This is a genomic window from Micromonospora sp. WMMD723 (genome assembly GCF_049863385.1).
In the GTDB taxonomy this organism is placed as follows: Bacteria; Actinomycetota; Actinomycetes; order Mycobacteriales; family Micromonosporaceae; genus Micromonospora; species Micromonospora wenchangensis.
Window position 1 is genome coordinate 2,988,202 of sequence record NZ_JBMKNR010000001.1, and the last position, 18,860, is coordinate 3,007,061.

Annotated in this window: 17 protein-coding genes; 9 read left to right on the forward strand and 8 right to left on the reverse strand. The window is 73.0% G+C overall.

The features are described from left to right. Positions 1 to 104 precede the first annotated feature (104 nt). Positions 105 to 1,532, reverse strand: coding sequence for a UDP-glucose dehydrogenase family protein (locus tag ACN261_RS13655; RefSeq protein WP_425850362.1), 1,428 nt, complete (start codon positions 1,530 to 1,532; stop codon positions 105 to 107). Positions 1,533 to 1,781: 249 nt separating this feature from the next. Here ACN261_RS13655 and ACN261_RS13660 point away from each other — a divergent pair, with 249 nt between their 5' ends. Next, positions 1,782 to 2,945: an acyl-CoA dehydrogenase family protein gene (locus ACN261_RS13660; protein WP_425850364.1), complete on the forward strand. Its 1,164-nt coding sequence runs from the start codon at positions 1,782 to 1,784 to the stop codon at positions 2,943 to 2,945. On the opposite strand, the gene ACN261_RS13665 is transcribed toward ACN261_RS13660, so the two are convergent. Next, a complete protein-coding gene (locus tag ACN261_RS13665; RefSeq protein ID WP_425850365.1) occupies positions 2,885 to 4,105 on the reverse strand; it encodes a helix-turn-helix domain-containing protein in 1,221 nt (406 codons plus the stop codon). The genes ACN261_RS13660 and ACN261_RS13665 overlap by 61 nt on opposite strands. Further along, positions 4,102 to 4,254, reverse strand: a complete 153-nt coding sequence (locus ACN261_RS13670) for a hypothetical protein (protein ID WP_421485623.1) — start codon at positions 4,252 to 4,254, stop codon at positions 4,102 to 4,104. Before ACN261_RS13670 ends, ACN261_RS13665 begins: the two co-directional genes overlap by 4 nt. A gap of 218 nt (positions 4,255 to 4,472) precedes the next feature. Here ACN261_RS13670 and ACN261_RS13675 point away from each other — a divergent pair, with 218 nt between their 5' ends. Further along, entirely contained in the window at positions 4,473 to 5,249 is a 777-nt protein-coding gene (locus tag ACN261_RS13675) for a GntR family transcriptional regulator (protein ID WP_421485625.1), read from the forward strand. 82 nt (positions 5,250 to 5,331) lie between these two features. Here the strand turns inward: ACN261_RS13675 and ACN261_RS13680 are convergent, their stop codons facing one another. Then, positions 5,332 to 6,003 carry a hypothetical protein gene (locus ACN261_RS13680; protein WP_425850367.1) on the reverse strand — a complete coding sequence of 224 codons (672 nt, stop codon included), beginning with the start codon at positions 6,001 to 6,003 and terminating at the stop codon, positions 5,332 to 5,334. Positions 6,004 to 6,026: 23 nt separating this feature from the next. On the opposite strand from ACN261_RS13680, the gene ACN261_RS13685 reads away from it, so the two are divergent. After that, entirely contained in the window at positions 6,027 to 6,542 is a 516-nt protein-coding gene (locus ACN261_RS13685) for an acyl-CoA thioesterase (protein WP_204928266.1), read from the forward strand. 526 nt (positions 6,543 to 7,068) lie between these two features. Beyond that, positions 7,069 to 9,045, forward strand: coding sequence for an acetoacetate--CoA ligase (locus ACN261_RS13690; RefSeq protein ID WP_421485628.1), 1,977 nt, complete (start codon positions 7,069 to 7,071; stop codon positions 9,043 to 9,045). 172 nt (positions 9,046 to 9,217) lie between these two features. Here ACN261_RS13690 and ACN261_RS13695 read toward each other — a convergent pair whose 3' ends face one another. Next, positions 9,218 to 9,907 (reverse strand): TIGR03089 family protein, encoded by a 690-nt coding sequence (locus ACN261_RS13695; protein ID WP_421485630.1) that lies wholly within the window; start codon positions 9,905 to 9,907, stop codon positions 9,218 to 9,220. Between the two features lie 151 nt (positions 9,908 to 10,058). On the opposite strand from ACN261_RS13695, the gene ACN261_RS13700 reads away from it, so the two are divergent. Next, on the forward strand, positions 10,059 to 11,204 hold the full coding sequence (locus ACN261_RS13700) for a glycosyltransferase family 4 protein (RefSeq protein ID WP_421485632.1): 1,146 nt from the start codon (positions 10,059 to 10,061) through the stop codon (positions 11,202 to 11,204). Between the two features lie 63 nt (positions 11,205 to 11,267). Then, entirely contained in the window at positions 11,268 to 12,359 is a 1,092-nt protein-coding gene (locus ACN261_RS13705) for a mannose-1-phosphate guanylyltransferase (protein WP_425850371.1), read from the forward strand. 148 nt (positions 12,360 to 12,507) lie between these two features. On the opposite strand, the gene ACN261_RS13710 is transcribed toward ACN261_RS13705, so the two are convergent. Next, a complete protein-coding gene (locus ACN261_RS13710; RefSeq protein WP_421485636.1) occupies positions 12,508 to 13,140 on the reverse strand; it encodes an NUDIX hydrolase in 633 nt (210 codons plus the stop codon). Positions 13,141 to 13,179: 39 nt separating this feature from the next. On the opposite strand from ACN261_RS13710, the gene ACN261_RS13715 reads away from it, so the two are divergent. Next, positions 13,180 to 14,217 (forward strand): hypothetical protein, encoded by a 1,038-nt coding sequence (locus ACN261_RS13715; protein WP_425850374.1) that lies wholly within the window; start codon positions 13,180 to 13,182, stop codon positions 14,215 to 14,217. Between the two features lie 279 nt (positions 14,218 to 14,496). Next, positions 14,497 to 15,477: a transcriptional regulator gene (locus tag ACN261_RS13720; RefSeq protein WP_421485638.1), complete on the forward strand. Its 981-nt coding sequence runs from the start codon at positions 14,497 to 14,499 to the stop codon at positions 15,475 to 15,477. A 227-nt stretch (positions 15,478 to 15,704) separates the two neighbouring features. Here the strand turns inward: ACN261_RS13720 and ACN261_RS13725 are convergent, their stop codons facing one another. Both ACN261_RS13725 and cofD read right to left on the reverse strand, forming a co-directional pair. After that, positions 15,705 to 16,832 (reverse strand): coenzyme F420-0:L-glutamate ligase, encoded by a 1,128-nt coding sequence (locus ACN261_RS13725; RefSeq protein ID WP_421485639.1) that lies wholly within the window; start codon positions 16,830 to 16,832, stop codon positions 15,705 to 15,707. Further along, positions 16,829 to 17,776: a 2-phospho-L-lactate transferase gene (cofD, locus tag ACN261_RS13730; protein WP_421485640.1), complete on the reverse strand. Its 948-nt coding sequence runs from the start codon at positions 17,774 to 17,776 to the stop codon at positions 16,829 to 16,831. Before cofD ends, ACN261_RS13725 begins: the two co-directional genes overlap by 4 nt. A gap of 98 nt (positions 17,777 to 17,874) precedes the next feature. Here cofD and ACN261_RS13735 point away from each other — a divergent pair, with 98 nt between their 5' ends. Next, a complete protein-coding gene (locus ACN261_RS13735; protein ID WP_425850378.1) occupies positions 17,875 to 18,783 on the forward strand; it encodes a hypothetical protein in 909 nt (302 codons plus the stop codon). Positions 18,784 to 18,860 lie beyond the last annotated feature (77 nt).

The following is an 18,860-nucleotide window of genomic DNA, read 5'->3' on the forward strand; positions in this document are numbered from 1 at the left end:
CATGCCCTGAGCGGGCGTGGATTTCGACACCTGCCGCTCCGTTAGGGGTACAAAAAACGCGCCGGCGGGGAGGATCACCTCCCCGCCGGCGCGTCGCGGTGTCGTCAGGGGCGACCCATGCCCCGGTACTCCCAGCCGGCCTGCGTCCACAGTGCCGCGTCGAGGCAGTTGCGGCCGTCGACGACCCGACGGCCGGCGGCCAGCTCGCCGAGGGCGATCGGGTCGGCGTTGCGGAAGTCGGCCCACTCGGTGAGCACGCAGACCAGGTCGGCCCCGGAGACGGCGTCGTTCACGCTGGACTCGTAGACCAGTTCGGGGGCGACCCGGCGGGCGTTCTCGGTGCCCTGGGGGTCGTACACGTGCACGTCGGCGCCGGCCTTGGCGAGCAGCGCGGCGACGGCGAGGGCCGGGGCGTCGCGGACGTCGTCGGTGTTGGGTTTGAAGGTCGCGCCGAGCACCGCGATCCGGGTGCCGGAGAAGTCCGGGCCGGCCGGGCCGGAGCGGCGGCCGAGCAGGTCGGCGGCGAGCTGGAGGACCCGGGTGCGGCGACGCAGGTTGATCAGGTCGACCTCGTGCAGGAAGCGCAGCGCCTCACCGGCGCCCAGCTCCTGGGCGCGGGCCTGGAAGGCGCGGATGTCCTTGGGCAGGCACGCGCCGCCGAAGCCGAGTCCGGCCTGGAGGAACCGGTTGCCGATCCGGGGGTCGTAGCCGATGGCGCGGGCGAGCTGGGTGACGTCGCCGCCGCTGGCCTCGCAGACCTCGGCCATCGCGTTGATGAAGGAGATCTTGGTGGCGAGGAAGGCGTTCGCGGCGACCTTGACCAGTTCGGCGGTGGCGAAGTCGGTGACCACCAGCGGAACCTCCCGGTCCTCGGTGGCGGCCAGGTCGAAGACGCCCTTGTGGGCGGCGTAGAGCATGGCGTTGGCCCACTCGGTCTTGACGCCGACCACGATCCGGTTGGGACGCAGCACGTCGTCGACGGCGAAGCCCTCCTGGAGGAACTCGGGGCTCCAGGCCACCTCGACGCCCAGGTCGTCCGGGGTGTGCTTGCCGACGAGCTGCTCCACCCACTCGGCGGTGCCGACCGGCACGGTGGACTTGCCGACGATCAGCGCCTTGCGGGTGAGCTGCTGGGCCAGGGCGGTCACCGAGGCCTCGACGTACGACAGGTCGGCGCCCATGCCGTCGGCCCGCTGCGGGGTGCCGACGCAGATGAAGTGCACGTCGCCGAACTCGGCGGTCTCGGCGATGTCGGTGGAGAACCGCAGCCGGCCGGCGGCCAGGTTGCGCCGCAGCAGCTCGTCGAGGCCCGGCTCGTGGATCGGCACCTCGCCCGCGTTCAGCTTGGCGATCTTGTCGGCGTCGACGTCGAAGCCGAGCACCTCGTAGCCCAGTTCGGCGTAGCAGATGGCGTACGTCGCGCCGAGGTAGCCGGTGCCCAGGAACGTCACCCGGGGACGCGGCGCACCCGAGGGGGGCGCCACCGGGGAGATGGTCGGCGCCGGCTGGATGTTCGGGTACGGGATCGTCACGCCTGTCTTCTCCGCTCGCACTGGCGGCGCTTCACTGCGTCGCAATCGGCTGCGGCGCCTGGCCGGGCACCGATGGAAAACCTGTCGTTCGGTCAGCGTAGTTGTGCGCTGTCGACGCCTGCCCGGCACGATCCTACCGGCCGGTAACGTGGTGGGGAACCACGATGGCTATCCTTCAGTCTGCGGCAGTCGGCGGCCTGGAGACGGCACACAGACTGCGCATGATAGCGGTGAAAGGGGAGGGCCGACATGGCCGCAGAACAGACGTTCGACGTCTACCGGTTGCCCGAGGAGCACGACGCGGTCCGCGAGGCGGTCCGCGAGGTCTGTGCCGCCAAGGTGGCCCCGCACGCGGCCGAGGCCGACGAGACGGGGGAGTTCCCCAAGTCCTCGTACGACGCCTTGCGGGCCGCCGACTTCCACGCCCCGCACATCCCCGTCGAGTACGGCGGGGCCGGCGCGGACGCCCTGGCCACCGCGATCGTCATCGAGGAGGTGGCGCGGGCGTGCGCCTCGTCGTCGCTGATCCCGGCGGTGAACAAGCTGGGCACGATGCCGCTGATCCTGGCCGGCTCCGAGGAGTTGAAGCAGCGGTACCTGACCCGGGTCGCCTCGGGTGAGGGGATGTTCTCGTACTGCCTGTCGGAGCCGGAGGCGGGCAGTGACGCGGCGTCGATGACGACGCGGGCGGTGCGTAACGGTGATCACTGGGTGCTCAACGGGGTGAAGCGGTGGATCACCAACGCCGGCGTCTCCGAGTTCTACACGGTGTTCGCGGTGACCGACCCGGCGGCGCGGTCGCGGGGGATCTCCGCGTTCGTGGTGGAGAAGTCCGACCCGGGGGTGAGTTTCGGCGCTCCGGAGAAGAAGCTCGGCATCAAGGGCTCCCCGACGCGGGAGGTCTACCTCGACAACGTGCGGATCCCGGCGGACCGGATGATCGGCGCGGAGGGCACCGGGTTCGGTACGGCGATGCGGACCCTGGACCACACCCGGGTCACCATCGCCGCCCAGGCCGTCGGGATCGCCCAGGGGGCTCTGGACTACGCCAAGGGCTACGTGCAGGAGCGCAAGCAGTTCGGTAAGCCGGTCGCCGAGTTCCAGGGCATCCAGTTCATGCTCGCCGACATGGGCATGAAGTTGGAGGCCGCCCGCCAGTTGACCTATGCGGCGGCCGGGAAGTCCGAACGTGGTGACGCGGACCTGACCTACTTCGGCGCGGCGGCGAAGTGTTTCGCCTCGGACGCGGCGATGGAGATCACCACCGACGCCGTACAACTGCTCGGCGGATACGGCTACACCCGCGACTACCCGGTCGAGCGGATGATGCGCGACGCCAAGATCACCCAGATCTACGAGGGCACCAACCAGGTGCAGCGGATCGTCATGGCCCGCCAGCTCCTCAAGGACTGACCGCCCTGACGGTCAGCGGGTGAGGCCGACGGTGGTGGCGAGGCGGGCCACGTCGGCGGCCGGCGGGCCGCTGCGGGCGATCTCGGCGACGAGGGTACGCGCGGCGGGGCGGTAGCGGACCTCGGCGGGCGCGATGTGTCGGCGTCGATCAGCGTACGACCGGCGGCGGCGAGGTCACCGGCGTCGAGGTAGGCGCGGGCGGCGTCGACGAGGTGTGCCGCCCGATACTCGACGGGAAGCCGCCGCCAGTCCTCGCGGCCGAGCGCCTTCTCGTGGTGGTAGACGGCCTCGGCCGTGTCACCGAGGCGTTGAGCGGTCAGGAAACGGGCCAGCAGCACGGCGACGGGACCGAACGCGGTGTGGTGCGGGTCGTCGTCGCCCGTACACCTGTCGGCGAGGACGCGGGCGTGGCCGATCAGGTCGTCGGCGCGGCGGCCGTCACCGCAGCCGGCGGCGGCCAGCGCGGCCTGGAGGAAGAGCGTCCCCCGTACCGCGTCGTCGGCAGCGGTGCCGATGGCGGCGACGGCGGCGGTGAGGGCGAGCCGGTCGCGGCCGAGCGCGCGCAGCGCCTGGGCGACCGCGATGGTGGCGGTGCCGGCACGGACCGGGTCGCCCACGGCGGCGGCGACGGCCCGGTCGGCGGCGAGCCAACCGAGGTCGGCCTCGCCGAGCTTGACCAGCACCGAGGCGGTGATCCGGTACGCGGACACCAGTGGCCCCGGCGTGGCACGGGCGGCATCCAACAGGGTGGGCAGGGCGCGGAGCAGTTGCGTGTAGTGGGCGTGCTGGTAGGTGAGCCAGGCGTGGGCGACGTGTCGTTGCACCTCGTCGGGCGGCACCGTCCGGACAGGCGGCTGGTGGTAGCGGGCCAGGGCGGCGCGGACCGCGTCCACCCCGTCGAGGCCGACGGCCACCGTCGGTAGCGGCCGGCGGGGGTCGAGCAGGACGGCCGGGTCGAGGCGCAGCACCTCGGCGATCTCCTGGACGGTCGAGTACCGGTCCAGGCTTCGTACGCCGCGTTCGACCTTGTCCACCCAGCTCTTCGACTTGCCGAGCCGGTCGGCGAGCATCTGTTGGGTCATCCGGCGGCGTACCCGCCAGCGGGCCACCCGCCGGCCGATCGGCAGCTCGTCGACGTCGGGCCGGGTCGGCCGGGTCACCGGTCCCGCTCCACCGGCGGGGGTGCGGCCACGGTGGTGGACTCCCCGCAGCGCGGACACCACCTCGACTTGACCCGGAACGCCAGCAGCCCGACCAGGAAACCCGGCACCAGGCCCCCGAACACGATCGATACCACTTCAGATTTCATGATCACTCTTACCTTGGGGCAAGCGGGGCTGCGAGCTGCGCAGATAGCCCTGAGTGAGCGTTTCCGCACTGACCCAAAGTTAGCGCACTAACTTTGGGTCAGTAAAGGATCTAATTGTTCTAACTTTCGGATCATGAACCTTCGACATTGTTTGCTGCGCCTGCGGAGACGTGGTCGACTTGACCGTGAGCAGGTGCGTCCACGTAGAGGGGTCATCCATGACCGGCAGGGAGCCGCCCAACTATCAGCGCGTCGTTGATGACCTGCGACAGCGGATCCTTGGCGGTGAACTGTCCTCTGGGGACAAGCTGCCCACCGAGAGGGAACTCCAGCAGCGCTGGGGCTTCTCCAGCACCGTCATCAAGCACGCCCTCACCATGCTCCGCAGCGAAGGGCTCATCGAAGGCCGACGGGGATCGGGCAACTACGTCCGCAACCGCACACCGCTCGTGCGTCGCGCCCACTCCCGGGACCTGCGCAACCGTATCGGCAGCACGTCACCGTTCGCCCGGGACAGCGAAGCCGCAGGCAAGCAACCGAGCTGGGATTCCGAGAGCAGGAAGATTCCCGCGACGCCCCGCATCGCCGAACGGCTCGGCATTCAGCCCGGCGACACCGTCATGCACACCAGGTACCGCTACCTGGCCGACGGAGTCCCGATACAACTTGCCGACTCGTACGAGCCGCTGGCCCTCACCGGCGGTACGCCGATCGAGTACCCCGAGCGAGGTCCGATCATCGGCGTGGTCGCCCGGATGGATTCCATCGGCGTGACGATCGACCGGTTCGTGGAAGAGGTGACGACCAGGCAGGCGATGCCCGAGGAAGCTGCCGCCCTCGAACTCGACCGGCGCGGCGGCAGGTGGGTGATCGAAGTCGAGCGCACCTACTTCGCCGGGCAGGCCGCAGTGGAAACCGCCGACATCGTGTTTCCTGGTGACCGCTACCGACTCGTCTACGAGTTGCCCGTCGATCCCTGGTCGCCGTCCGACTGAGCCAGAACCGGCCTGACCGTGGCCCGGTTGTGGAAGGGCCGGGTGCGGGTGGGCCGGCTCCAGTCCGGCCCACCCGGCGACGTCAACGGTTGTCGGTGCTGTTCTCCGGCTTCGCGCCGTAGCGCGGCGGCGCGGACCACGGCGACTCGCTGCTGGTCCGCCGGGGCAGCGGCTCGGTGGGGGTGTCCAGATCGGGGTAGCCCAGGGTGAGCGGGGCCGTGTCCGGCTCATTGCGGGCCGGCGGGGGCGGCGGCCAGTCGCTCGTGGCGAAACTGGGCGGCGGCGGGGTGTCGTCGTCGGCCGGGGCCGGTTCCGCGCCGGTCGCCGGCTGCGGCCAGCGCCGCCACCGCTGGGCGCTGAACACGGCCATCAGCAGCAGCAGGCCGATCAGGAACAGGGTGCCGTCCTGCACCGGCTGGTGCAGCGGCAGCGGGTCGCCGAGCACCTTCCAGTCGCCCGGGATCCGGTCGAGCACGGTGAACGGTGCGATGAACATCCCGACGTACGGGGTGACCAGCAGCAGCCCGGCGACGAGCGGGCCGACCGGCGAGGTGCGCAGCGTGCCGACCAGGCCGAGCAGGATGCCGGCGACGCCGAGGTAGACGGCCGGCTCGATCAGGTTGGCCGTGCTGTACGTGCCGATCTCCACCCAGCGGTCCACGGTGCGGCCCGACCCGTCCTGCCCGAGAGTGATCAACACCCACGTGACGGGCGCCACCACCAACCCGGCGAGGAAGCTCCAGAGATGTCGCATTGGCGCACCGTACCGTTTCTGCCATGACCGAGCACCCCACCACCCCTGCCGGCAAGCCGACGTCGTACTCCCGGGTCACGCTGAGTCGCATCATGACCGCTGTCGATGTCAATCTGTACGGGACCGTGCACGGTGGGGTGTTGATGAAGTTCGTCGACGACGTGGCCGGAGCGGCGGCGGCCCGGCACAGCGGCGGTACGGCGGTGACCGCCTCGATCGACGAGATCGTCTTCTCCGAACCCGTCCGGGTGGGCGATCTGGTGCACGCCCACGCCCAGGTCAACTGGACCGGCAACACCTCGATGGAGGTGGGCGTGAAGGTGGTCGCCGAGCGGTGGGACTCGGCCGAGGAGGAACCGGTCCGGGTGGCCACCGCGTACCTGGTCTTCGTCGGGGTGGACGTGGGCGGCGCACCCCGGGCGGTCCGGCCGGTGCTCACGGAGACCGCCGAGGACGAACGCCGCTACAAGGAGGCCGAGATCCGCCGCGCCCACCGCCTCGCCAAACGCCGCGCCATCCAGGCCCACCGCGCCTCCTGACCCCCACTTCCCGGCCCTACCCTCCGCCCTCCCCGCCCCTGCCCCGCCCGCTTTCGTCCCGGTGATCAAGGGGTTCGCGTCAGTGTGCGGCGCGAGACTGACGCAAACCTCTTGATCACCGGGGAGTGGGTCGGTGATCAAGAGGTTTGCGTCAACTTCAGGCTGAAAGCTGACTCGAATCTCTTGATCACCGAGCCCGGCCGAGCCTGAGCCCGGCTGTGGCCTCGGGCCCGGCTCAGCCCTAGCCCCAGGCTGCGCCCTGGCCTCCAGCCCCAGCCCAGCCCCAGCCCAGCCCCGGCCTGGCCTGGCCTGGCCTGGCCTACGCCCAGTCCAGCCCGGCCCAGCCCGGCCTCCAGCCCGAGGCCGGCCCCTGTGGTGGAGGGTCATGTGTGCAGGTGGGGACGGATTGTGTGCGCGGGGCACGTTTCCGTGTCGGGCCCCGGTGTGGATGATGGCGCTGCGAGGTAGGCAAGATGGCGGCATGGCCGGGCACAGTGCCGTGTGGGGCCTCAGGGAGGGTGGAGCGGTGGGTGACGTGCTGTGGACGCCGCCGGCGGACGTACGCGAACGGTCCCGGATCGGGGGCTACCTGCGGTGGCTGCGGGAGCACCGGGGGTTGGACTTCGCCGACTACGACGCGCTGTGGCAGTGGTCGGTCACCGACCTGGACGCCTTCTGGCGTTCGATCTGGGATCACTTCGCGGTCGTCGCGCACACTCCGCCGACGGCGACCCTGGGCGATGCGGCGATGCCCGGTGCCCGGTGGTTCCCCGGCGCGACGCTCAACTACGCCGAGAACGTGCTGCGGATGCCCGGCCGGGCCGACGACGACCCGGTGGTGGTCGCGCACTCCCAGACCCGCGCGCCGGTCACCCTGACCGTAGCCGAGCTGCGTGAGCAGGTCCGCCGGGTGGCGGCCGGGCTGCGCCGGCTCGGCGTCACCGCCGGGGACCGGGTGGCCGCGTACGCACCGAACATCCCCGAGACGTACGTGCTGTTGCTGGCGACCAGCAGCCTCGGGGCGATCTTCTCGTCCTGCGCCCCGGAGTTCGGCACCCGTAGTGTCGTCGACCGCTGGCAGCAGATCGCCCCGAAGGTCCTGGTGGCCGTGGACGGCTACCGGTACGGCGACAAGCCGGTCGACAGGCGGGCCGAGGTGGCCGCCATCCGGGCCGCCCTGCCGTCGCTGACCCACACCGTCCACGTCCCCTACCTGCACCCGAGCGGCACCGCCGACGTACCGCAGGCTGCGCTGAGCTGGGCCGAGCTGGCGGCGGCGACCGACGAGCCGTTGACCTTCACCCCGGTACCGTTCGACCATCCGCTCTACGTGCTCTACTCCTCGGGCACCACCGGGCTGCCGAAGCCGATCGTGCACGGGCACGGCGGCATCCTGCTCGAACACCTCAAGATGCTGGCCCTGCACCACGATCTCGGCCCGGCCGACCGGTTCTTCTGGTTCACCACCACCGGCTGGATGATGTGGAACTTCCTGGTCTCCGGGCCGGCCGTCGGGGCGACGATCGTGTTGTTCGACGGTAACCCCGGCCACCCCGACCTGGGTGCGCTGTGGCGGCTGGCCGAGGAGACCGGCACCACCTACTTCGGGACGTCCGCGCCGTTCCTGCTGGCCTGCCGCAAGTCCGGCCTGGTGCCCAAGCAGATCGCCGACCTGTCCGCGCTGCGCGGGGTCGGCTCCACCGGCGCGCCGCTGCCCGCCGAGGGCTTCACCTGGGTGTACGACACGGTCGGCACCGACCTCCAGCTCCAGTCCCTGTCCGGTGGGACGGACGTCTGCACCGGTTTCGTCGGCGGGGTGCCGCTGCTGCCGGTGCACGCCGGGGAGATCACCTGCCGGGCGCTCGGGGCGAAGGTGGAGGCCCGCTCGGCCGACGGCACCCCGGTCCTCGGCGAACTGGGCGAGTTGGTGATCACCGCGCCGATGCCGAGCATGCCGGTGGGGTTCTGGAACGACACGGACGGCAGCCGCTACACCGAGGCGTACTTCGACGTCTATCCCGGGGTGTGGCGGCACGGCGACTGGATCACCATCAACGAGCGGGGCGGCTGCGTGATCACCGGCCGTTCCGACGCCACCCTCAACCGGGGAGGCGTACGGCTCGGCACGGCCGAGTTCTACTCGGTGGTGGAGGGCCTCGACGAGGTGGTCGACTCGGTCGTGGTGCACCTGGAGGACGACGAGGGCGGCGCGGGGGAGCTGCTGCTGTTCGTGGTGCTCGCCGAGGGCCTGGAACTCGACGACGCGCTGCGGAAGAAGATCGCCCGCGAGCTGCGCACCGCGCTGTCGCCCCGGCACATCCCCGACGAGATCCACCAGGTCAGGGCGGTGCCGCGCACCCTGTCGTCCAAGAAGCTGGAGGTGCCGGTCAAGAAGATCCTCACCGGCACCCCGGTGGAGTCGGCAGCCGCGAAGGGCGCCCTGGCCAACCCGGAGTCCCTGACCGCCTTCGCCGCCTTCGCCCAGACCCGCCCCACCCCCTAACCCGCCCCGCCCCGCCCCGCCGCGCCGCGCCGCGCCGCGCCGCGCCGATCATGGAGTTGTGGTGCCCTGCAAAAGGGGCGAAAGGCTAGTTTTCTCCCACCATTACTCCATGATCGACGCAGTGTTCGGAGGGGCGGAGGGGCGGAGGGGGGAGGGGAGGGAGGGGGCGGGGTCAGGTCAGGGTGTGGGTGGTGCGTTCGGTGTCGGCGCGGGAGGGGAAGCGGGACCGGTCGGCGTTGCCGGTGAGCACGATCGTCGCCCGGCGGAGCAGGGGGGCGAGCAGCCAGTCGCGCGGGTCGGGGTGGACCGCCGCGTCGACGAGCAGCCGGTCGCCGGGGGAGATGCCGAGGGCCGTCGCGCGGGCGTCCGCCTCGGCCAGCAGGTCCGCGTCGGCCGGACCACCCTGGGTGGACGGCGTGAAGTGGTCACCCTGGGTGCGTACCTCGACCACGTAGTCGGCGTACCCGGCGGGGACCTCGCGCAGCGGGGCGGCGAACGGGGCGAGCGCCAGGGCGTAGCGGTCGCCGGCCGGCCAGGCGTCCCCCTCGGCAACCCGGTCGGCGGCGGCGAAGAGCACGTCCACGGCACCCGGCTCGTCACGCACCGTCAAGCCGGCGGACCAGCAGCCGAGCAGCACCGCGGCGGTCTGCCAGTGCGGCGGCAGCAGCACCCCGGCCGGGTCGCCGGGGCTGCGGGCCAACTCGTCGACGAGCAGGTTGGCGGTCTTGGCCACCCAGTTCGCCAGGGTCGCGCCGGAGAGTTCGGTGCGTTCGCCGGTGGCGTCGTCGTACCAGGTCAGCAGGGGGCGGGCGGGGTCGGCCGCGATCGCGGCGGCGAACACTCGGGCAATGTTGTCGGCCATCGGCGCGAACGATACGCCCCTGCCGTCCGTATCCGATGGCGATGACAAGTCGGCGTACGGTCGGGTCGGAGTCAGCGTCCGTGCCGCGCTCCGGCGTAGGCTTGCCCGGAGTGTTGTTCCCCACAGACCCGCCACTGCAAGGAGTCGCCCCGTGACCGCCGGTCGCCCGCCCCGCGTGCTCATCGACGCCACGAGTGTCCCCGCCGACCGAGGCGGCGTCGGTAGATACGTCGATGGCCTGCTCGGCGCCCTGGGCACAGTGTGCGGTCAGACGGTCGACCTGGTCGTGGTGAGCCTCCGCACCGACCTGGAGCGCTACACCCGGATGCTGCCCAAGGCCGAGGTGATCCCCGCCCCGGCCGCCGTCGCCCACCGCCCGGCCCGGCTGGCCTGGGAGCAGACCGGCCTGCCGCTGCTCGCCCAGCAGGTCGGTGCCGAGGTGCTGCACTCGCCGTTCTACACCTGCCCGCTGCGGGCCGGCTGCCCGGTCACGGTGACCGTGCACGACGCGACGTTCTTCACCGAGCCGGAGCACTACGACAAGTCCCGCCGGACGTTCTTCCGCAGCGCGATCAAGACGTCGCTGCGCCGGGCCAGCCGGGTGATCGTGCCGAGCAAGGCCACCCGCGACGAGCTGATCCGGCTGCTCGACGCCGACCCGACCCGGATCGACGTGGCCTACCACGGGGTCGACCAGCAGGCCTTCCACGCCCCGGGTGAGGAGGAGAAGGCGCGGGTACGGGCCCGGCTCGGGCTCGGCGGCAGCAGCTACGTCGCCTTCCTCGGGGCGAAGGAGCCGCGCAAGAACGTACCCAACCTGATCCGGGGTTGGGCGCGGGCGGTGGCCGACCGGGAGGACCCGCCGGCCCTGGTGGTCGCCGGCGGTCAGGGGCACGACGACGACATCGACCGCGCGGTGGCCGAGGTCCCGTCGCACCTGCGGCTGTTGCGCCCCGGCTACCTGCGCTACGCCGACCTGCCCGGCTTCCTCGGCGGCGCGCTGGTCGCCGCCTACCCGTCGTACGGTGAGGGGTTCGGCCTGCCGATCCTGGAGGCGATGGCCTGCGCCGCGCCGGTGCTCACCACCCCCCGGCTCTCGCTGCCCGAGGTGGGCGGCGACGCGGTCGCCTACACCAGCGAGGACCCGGACCAGATCGCCACCGACCTGGCCGCCCTGCTCGACGACGAGCAGCGCCGGTCGTCGCTGGCCAAGGCCGGTTTCGACCGGGCCAAGGAGTTCACCTGGGCGTCCAGCGCCGAGGTGCACATCGCCGCCTGGAGCCGGGCCCGTTCCTGAGTGGTCGCTGACGGTACGGCCGAGCCGCCATCCGACCTGAGGTGGTTCGGGCATGATGTGCTGATGCTCTACGCCGTCATCCCGGCGGGTGGCAGCGGCACGAGGTTGTGGCCGCTGTCCCGCGCGGGGCACCCCAAGTTCCTCCACCCGCTCACCGGCACCGATGCGTCGCTGCTCCAGGCGACCGTCGACCGGCTGACGCCGCTGACCACACCGGAGCGTGTCCTGGTGGTCACCGGCGTCGCCCACGCGGCGGCGGTGGCCCGGCAACTGCGCGGGGTGCCCGAGGAGAACATCCTGGTGGAGCCGTCCCCCCGGGACTCCTGCGCGGCGATCGCGCTGGCGGCGGCGGTGATCGCGCGGCGTGACGGGTCGGCGGTGATGGGTTCGTTCGCCGCCGACCACCTGATCCGGGACCCGGCCGCCTGGGTGCAAACTGTCCGGGCGGCGGTGCAGGGGGCCGAGCAGGGTCTGCTGATGACGGTGGGGATCACCCCGACCCGGGCCGAGACCGGCTACGGCTACCTGGAGACCGGGGAGCCGACCGGTGACGGCCCGCTGCGCCCGGTGACCGAGTTCAAGGAGAAGCCGGCCGCGCCGGTCGCCGAGGCGTACCTGCGTTCGGGTCGGCACCTCTGGAACGCCAGCATGTTCGTCTGGCGGGTGGACGTCTTCCTCGCCGAGCTGGCCCGCCAGCAGCCGGACCTGCACGCCGGGGTGACCGCGATCGCGGCGGCCTGGGGCGGCCCCGAGCAGGACGACGTCCTCGGCACGGTCTGGCCGACGCTGCCGAAGATCTCCGTCGACTACGCGGTGATGGAGGACGCGGCCACCGCCGGCCGGGTCGCCACCGTGCCTGGCGACTTCGGCTGGAACGACGTCGGCGACTTCCACACCCTCGGCGAGGTGCTGCCGGCCGACCCGGACGGCAACGTGGTGCTGGGGGCCGACGCCAAGCCGGGGGTGCTGTTGCACGACGCCCACGACCTGGTGGTGGTGCCGCAGTCGGGTCGGCTGGTGGCCGCCGTCGGGGTCCGTGACCTGATCGTGGTGGACACCCCCGATGCGGTGCTGGTGTGCCCGCGCGACCGGGCGCAGGACGTCAAGGCGCTGGTCGACGAGCTGAAGGCCCGGGGCGAGGACGGCCTGGTCTGAGCCACCGCGTGGCCTGACCCCGCCCGGCGTCGGCACCCGCCGACCGCCGGGCGGGTCGGTACCCGGGCGGGGCCGGAGCACGGTGCGCGCGGCCCCTGAACGCTGCCGCAGGGCCGGTGGACGCAGTCAGCGGAGCCGGGTGGCGCGGTCAGCGGGGCCGGCGGGCGTGCACGGCCAGGGCCGGCGCGACGAGTTTGGCGGTCCCCCCGGCGAGCGGCTCCGGCAGCCGGTCGGTCGGGAACCAGCCGAGTGCCTCCGACTCGTCGCTGACCTGCTCGATTGCGCCCGGCGGGGCGAAGACCGCGAACCGGACGTCGTGGTGCAGCGAGCCGCCCTGGCAGCGCACCGGGTGGATGTCCACGTCGATCGGTACGGGGTCGATGACCAGCCCGGGAATGCCGGACTCCTCGGTGGCCTCGCGTAGCGCCGCCCCGGCCAGCGTCGCGTCACCAGGTTCGCAGTGCCCGCCCAACTGCACCCAGCGGTGCAGCTTCCCGTGCAGGCAGAGCAGCACCCGTTCCCCGGCGGCGTCGAGGATCAGCGCGCTCGCGGTGAGGTGACCCGGCAGGTGGTGGCGGGTCAGCGCGACCGGGCCGTCGGCGAGCAGGTCGATGGTGCGGTCCCGGGCCCCGGCGGCGGCCGGCCCGGTCGGCGTCCAGCCGGTCAGTAAGGCCACCGCGTCCGCGTGCAGCGTCGCGTTCCCGCCGGCACCGTCGGGCCCGGCGGGCTGGGGTGGGGTGGTCGCGGCGGCCGGGGGAGGGGCGGGGAAGGCGTCGGGCATTCCGACACTCTACGAGCGCGCGCTCCGTACCCTGGCGCGGTGAACCTGAGACTTCTGGAGTTCGTGGTCGCCGGCAACGAGGCCAGTGACCTGTTGCCGGTCCGCTCCCGGTCCCTGCTGCGGGCGCACGACGCCGTACGTGGTTTCTGGACGGTGCTCGACGAGGGGCCCGTGGAACACTGCCTGGCCCTGCTGCTGGAACGTACCGACGGCGAGTGGGTCGCCCACCACGTGCCGGCCGACGCCGGGGTCGAGAACGGCCGCACCGAGGACGGCGAGGCGCTCGCCGCACACGACGGCTGGGTGTACGTCTTCGGGTCGCACTTTGGGTCCAAGGCCGGCCCGCTGCGCCCCCGCCGGGCGTTCGTGGCCCGCTTCCGGGAGGACGACGCGGCCACCGGGACGTTGCCGGTGCAGGTGGTCCGCAACCGGTTCCGGGTGCACCGGGCGGTCAACGACGCGCTGGTGAAGGCGGCGTTCACCCCGTTGCCGCCGGGTGAGCGGGTGCGCCAGCGGTTCATCGGCGAGACGGTGTCCCGGGGCACCGCGCGGGCCAAGTCCTGGGTACGCCGGCTCGCCGACGACGACCTGCCGCTGAACGTGGAGGCGGCGGCGTTCACCCCGGAGGGGACGGTGCTGCTGGGGCTGCGCTTCCCGGTGACCGTGGACGGGGAACCGGTCCTGGTCGAGCTGGCCGGGGTGCCGGAGATGTTCACCCCGGGCGGCGGCTGGCCGCGTGCCGGCCGGGCGTACGTGCTGACCGGGGTGACCCCGCCCGGTGCGCTGGTCGGCTTCCGCGCGGTCACCCCGACCGCCGACGGCGGGTACGCGGCGGTGGTCGGCTCGATCGACGCGCTGGGCAAGGGATCGGTGCTGCTGGACGACCACCCCACGGGCGGCGAGGTCACCTCGCGGCACGTCAGGTTCCGCTGGGATCCCGCCGACGACGGTCGGATCGCCGGCGAGGTGGTGGCGGAACTGGCACCGTTCCGGCACGTGGAGGGGGTGGCCGAGGTGGACGGACGCAGCTTCTACGTCACCGACGAGGACCACCGGGTGGCGCTCTGGATCGGTTGACCCCACCCGCGACAGGGGCGGTGGGGCCCGGGTGACACCTCTGCGGAACCAGGGCCGCAGACCCTCGTAGTGCCTCCCGGGCGCCACCTTCGGTGGACCCCGACGCGCCCGACCGGCAGCGGGAAGAACCCCGCGTGTCGTACCGGGCAGTAGGAGCATGCCAACCGGCGGGACGGGCGTCGAGGTCTTTCAGCCCACGCTTAAAAGTGGAGATAAGTGCCGCCCGGTACAGTTCAGTGGGTCGGCGGGCCTCCCCCTGCCCCGCCCCAGGAGCGCTCCATGCTGACGATCCACTTCTCCCGGGAGGACATCCTCCGGACCCGGGTCGCCCCCGCCGCCGACCCGGTGTGGGAGCTGGTCCTCAGCCTGCACCTGCTCCAGGGGCGGACCCGCGACCCACTGATGGCGCGCTGGCGTCAGGGGGTCGCCGCCGGGCTGCGCCGGGACACCGCCGCCGACCAGTTCCGGCTGCTGTTCGCGCTGAACCCGCCCCGGGGCTACTTCCCCGACTTCCTCACCCCCTACCAGAGCCTCGACGGTTTCGAGGCGGGCCTGGACGCCGTCCGGTCCACTCCGACCGAGCTGCTGCGCCGGGACCTGACCCTGCTGGCCGGGGCGAACCCGCTGCCGTCGTCGGCCGCCGCGCTGGCCCGGGGCGAGCCGGAGGTGCTGCGCCACCTGACCGAGTCGATGACGCAGTACCGCTCGGTGGCGATCGACCCGTACTGGGGGCGGATCAGGGCCGCCGTGGAGGCCGACCGCGCGGTACGGGCCCGGGCGCTGCTCGACGGCGGCGCGGAGGGGCTGCTGGCGAGCCTGCGACCGGGCATGCGTTGGGACTCCGGCGTGCTCCAGGTCGTGGACTATCCGAACCGGCGGGAGTTGCACCTGGACGGTCGGGGGCTGCTGCTGGTGCCGTCGTTCTTCTGCGCGCGTACCCCGGTCGCGCTGCTCGACCCGGCGCTCCCGCCGGTGCTGGTCTACCCGGCCGACCGGCTCGGCGGGTTGGACCCGTCACCGGGAGAGGGCGGCCGGGAGGCGCTCGCGGCGCTGCTCGGCCGCACCCGGGCGGCGGTGCTCGAAGTCAGCGACGACGGCGCGACCACCGGGGAGGTGGCCCGCCGGCTGCACATCTCGGCCGCCGCGGCCAGCCAGCACACCGCCGTGCTGCGCAACGCCGGTCTGCTGGTCAGCCGCCGCGACCGCAACACGGTCCTGCACACCCTGACCCCCCTCGGCCGGGCCATGCTCGACGCCTGAGCCCGCCGCCCCGCCGGCGGGCGGCGCAATGGGGCGGAGGTTGCGGTATCCCGTGGAGCGGACACCGCAACTTCGGCGATCGCGTGTCGATCACCGTCGGGCACGACCGCGGGCCGCATCACGGCCGGCCGCATCACCGCGGGCCGGATCACGGCCGGCCGGATCACGGCGGGCCCGAGCCTGGCCGGCCCGGCCGTCGAGACGGCCGGCGCGACGGGCGGGGCCGGTCAGAGTGCCAGGCAGGCGCTGGCGATGCTGCCCGTCGGCGGCGGCAGCAGGGTGGACGGGACACCCTCGGCGGCCAGCGCGATCCGCAGCCGGTACAGGTCGGCACCGAAGCGCACCAGGTCGGGCTGGTCGACCGGGGTGGGTGCCGCGCCGAGCACCAGTCCGGTGGCCCCGGCCGGCCAGCCGTCGACGGTCGCGGCGAGGCCGGTGCGTACCTCGTCGTCGGTGACGTGGGTGAAGGTGGTGCCGGGCGCGACCACCGTCGCCACGGCGGTGATGGCCCGGTCGACGGCGGCGGGGTCGGCGGGCGTCGCGCCCGGTCCGTCGGCGAGGGTCGCGGCGGCCCGCAGGCCGGCCGCCGTCGCCTCGGCGGTGCCGAGGGAGAACAGGTCCAGGTCGCTCTCCCGGACCAGGGCCGCCGCGCCGACGCCGTCCTCGGCCGGGCGGGTCGCCGCCGGCCCGGCAGCCTCGGCGGGCGGGGACGGTGCGGGCAGGTAGCCACGGACCACCGCCACCGGCACCTGGTCGCACTTGCCCTTGATCAGTTCGCCCGCGCCGGCCAGTTCGTCGACCACTGCCATCTGGGTCAGTTGCAGCTCGTTGCCGTACGGGTCGACCTCGCCCCGGTGGTCGCGGATCGCGGGCATCCCGGCCACCCCGAGCGCCACGTCGGTCAGCCCGTTGCGCCAGGGCCGGCCCATCGTGTCACTGATGATCACCGCGACGTCGATCCGGTAGCGGTCCCGCAGGGCGGCGCGCAGCGCCCGCGCGGACGCGTCCGGGTCGACCGGAAGCAGCACCAGCCGGGTCTTGTCGACGTTCGAGGCGTCGATCCCGGCGGAGGCCATCACGAAGCCGTGGTGGGTCTGCACGATCCGGGTCGCCCCCCGGGTCGCCACCACCCGGGCGGTCTCGGCGGCGAGCACCTCGTCCCGGGCGGCGAGCCGTTCCGGCCCGTCGGCCGGCACGTCCACCAGCCGGCCCTCCGCCTTCGACACGATCTTGCTGGTGACCACCAGCACGTCGCCGTCGCGCAGCCACGGCGCGGCGGTGCCGATCAGCACCGCCAGGTCGTCGCCCTCGGTCACGTCGCCGATGCCGGGCACCGGCAGGATCTCCAGTCTCACACCAGCTCCATCGCGGCCCGGACCATCGCCGTGGTCGCCGCCTCGTCGGTCATCCGCAGCGGGACCGCGCGGACGGTCACCCCGGGCACCGCCACCCCGTCGTCCTCCGGCGCGACCAGCCAGCCGTCGAGCAGGCCGCCCTCGCTGCGCCCACCGTAGAGCCGGCCCACCCCGGCCGCGCTGCACTCGACGTCGAGGACCTCCAGGCAGCGGTCGGCCATCCCGCGCACCGGTGCGCCGCCGATGATCGGGGACACCCCGACGACGGGGGCGGGGCCGGTGGCGACCGCGTCACGCAGGCCGGGCACCGCCAACACCGGGGCGATGCTCACCACCGGGTTGCTCGGCGCGACCAGCACCACGTCGGCGGCGGCCAGCGCCTCGGCCACCCCGGGGGCCGGCTTGGCCGTGTCCGCACCGACGAAGACGAACCGGTCGGTGGGCACGCCCGCCCGGTACCGGACCCACCACTCCTGGAAGTGGATGGCCCGCCGCTCGCCGTCCAGGTCGACCACCGCGTGCGTCTCCAGCCGGTCGTCGGTGGCCGGCAGCAGCCGTACGCCGGGCTGCCAGCGGGCGGCCAGCGCCTCGGTGACCTGCGACAGCGGATAGCCGGCGTTGATCATGGTGGTGCGCACCAGGTGGGTGGCGACGTCCTTGTCACCGAGGTTAAACCAACTCGGCTCGGCCCCGTACGCCGCCAGTTCCTGCCTGATCGTCCAGCTCTCGCCGACCCGCCCCCACCCGCGTTCCGGGTCGGCGCCCCCGCCGAGGGTGTAGAGGACGCTGTCCAGGTCGGGGCAGACCTTGAGGCCGTGCAGGTAGAGGTCGTCGCCGACGTTGACCACGGCGGTCACCTCGGCACCCACCTCGCGGGCGTACGCCCGGACGCCGAGCAGGAATCGGGCACCCCCGATTCCGCCGGTCAGAACCACGATGCGCATGCCGTCCATCCTCCCGTACGGGACGTGTCCCGCCGCCGGGCGGCCCGGGAGACTAGGCTCACGTCGGCCTCTGTCCGTTTCGCCCCGAGGGAGAGTTCGTGACCAGCCCCGCCGAGCCCGCGTCGCACGACGCGTCGCAGGCCCGCCAGATCACCGCACCCCTGCGCGAACTCGCCGCGCTCGTCCTGCTCGGCGCGAACGCCGTGCTGCTCTTCGTCGGGTTCGTCCGGCTGCTCGTGCCGACATCGGACTACAGCACCTTCTCGGGGCGGGCGGGAAGCGAGTTCTTCGCCTTCGTCGGCGTCGAGTCGACGGTGCTGCCGCTGCTGGCCGTGCTGCTGGTCACCCACCTCGCGCCGGTGTCCGGCCGGGCCCGGCAGTTCACCCAGATCGCCGTCGGCGAGTACGCCTTCGCCGCCCTGTTCGGCGTGTTGACCTTCCTGATCTGGCTGGTCGGCCGGCTGGCCGAGGCGGAGGTGCTGGACGCCCTGCTCGGCATGCTGACCCGGGCCGCCTGGTTCGCGCTCTTCGGGGTGGCCGCCTTCGTGGTCTACCGGATCTGGCGCACCCTCTACCACGTGCCGAAGCCGAAGCCGCAGCCCGGCGTCTACGGTCAGCCGCAGCCCGGCTGGCCGCAGCAGGGCGGCTACCCGGGCGCCGGCTACCCGGGGCAGCCCGGCACCGGGCAGTACGGCCAGCCCGGCTTCGCTCCGCCGCCGCAGTCGGCTCCGCCGTTCGGCGCTCCCCAGTCGGCTCCGCCGTTCGGTGCCCCACAGTCGGCTCCGCCGGCCGGTGCCGCTCCGCAGTCGGCCCCGCCGTTCGGTGCGCCGCAGTCGGCTCCGCCGTTCGGCGCCCCGCCGGCCGGGCCGCCGTTCGGGCAGCCCCCGTCGGCCGACCCGACCCAGGCGATCCCCCGGCAGCCCGGTGAGCCGACCACCGGCACGAGCGACACCGACGGTGACCGTACCCAGACCTTCCGCCGCGACGACCCGAACACCCCGCACTGAGCCACCCGCCCGGGTCGGCGCGCTGCGGCGCGCGTGCCGACCCGGCCGGTGCGGCGCCGGGGAGATGTCACACCCGG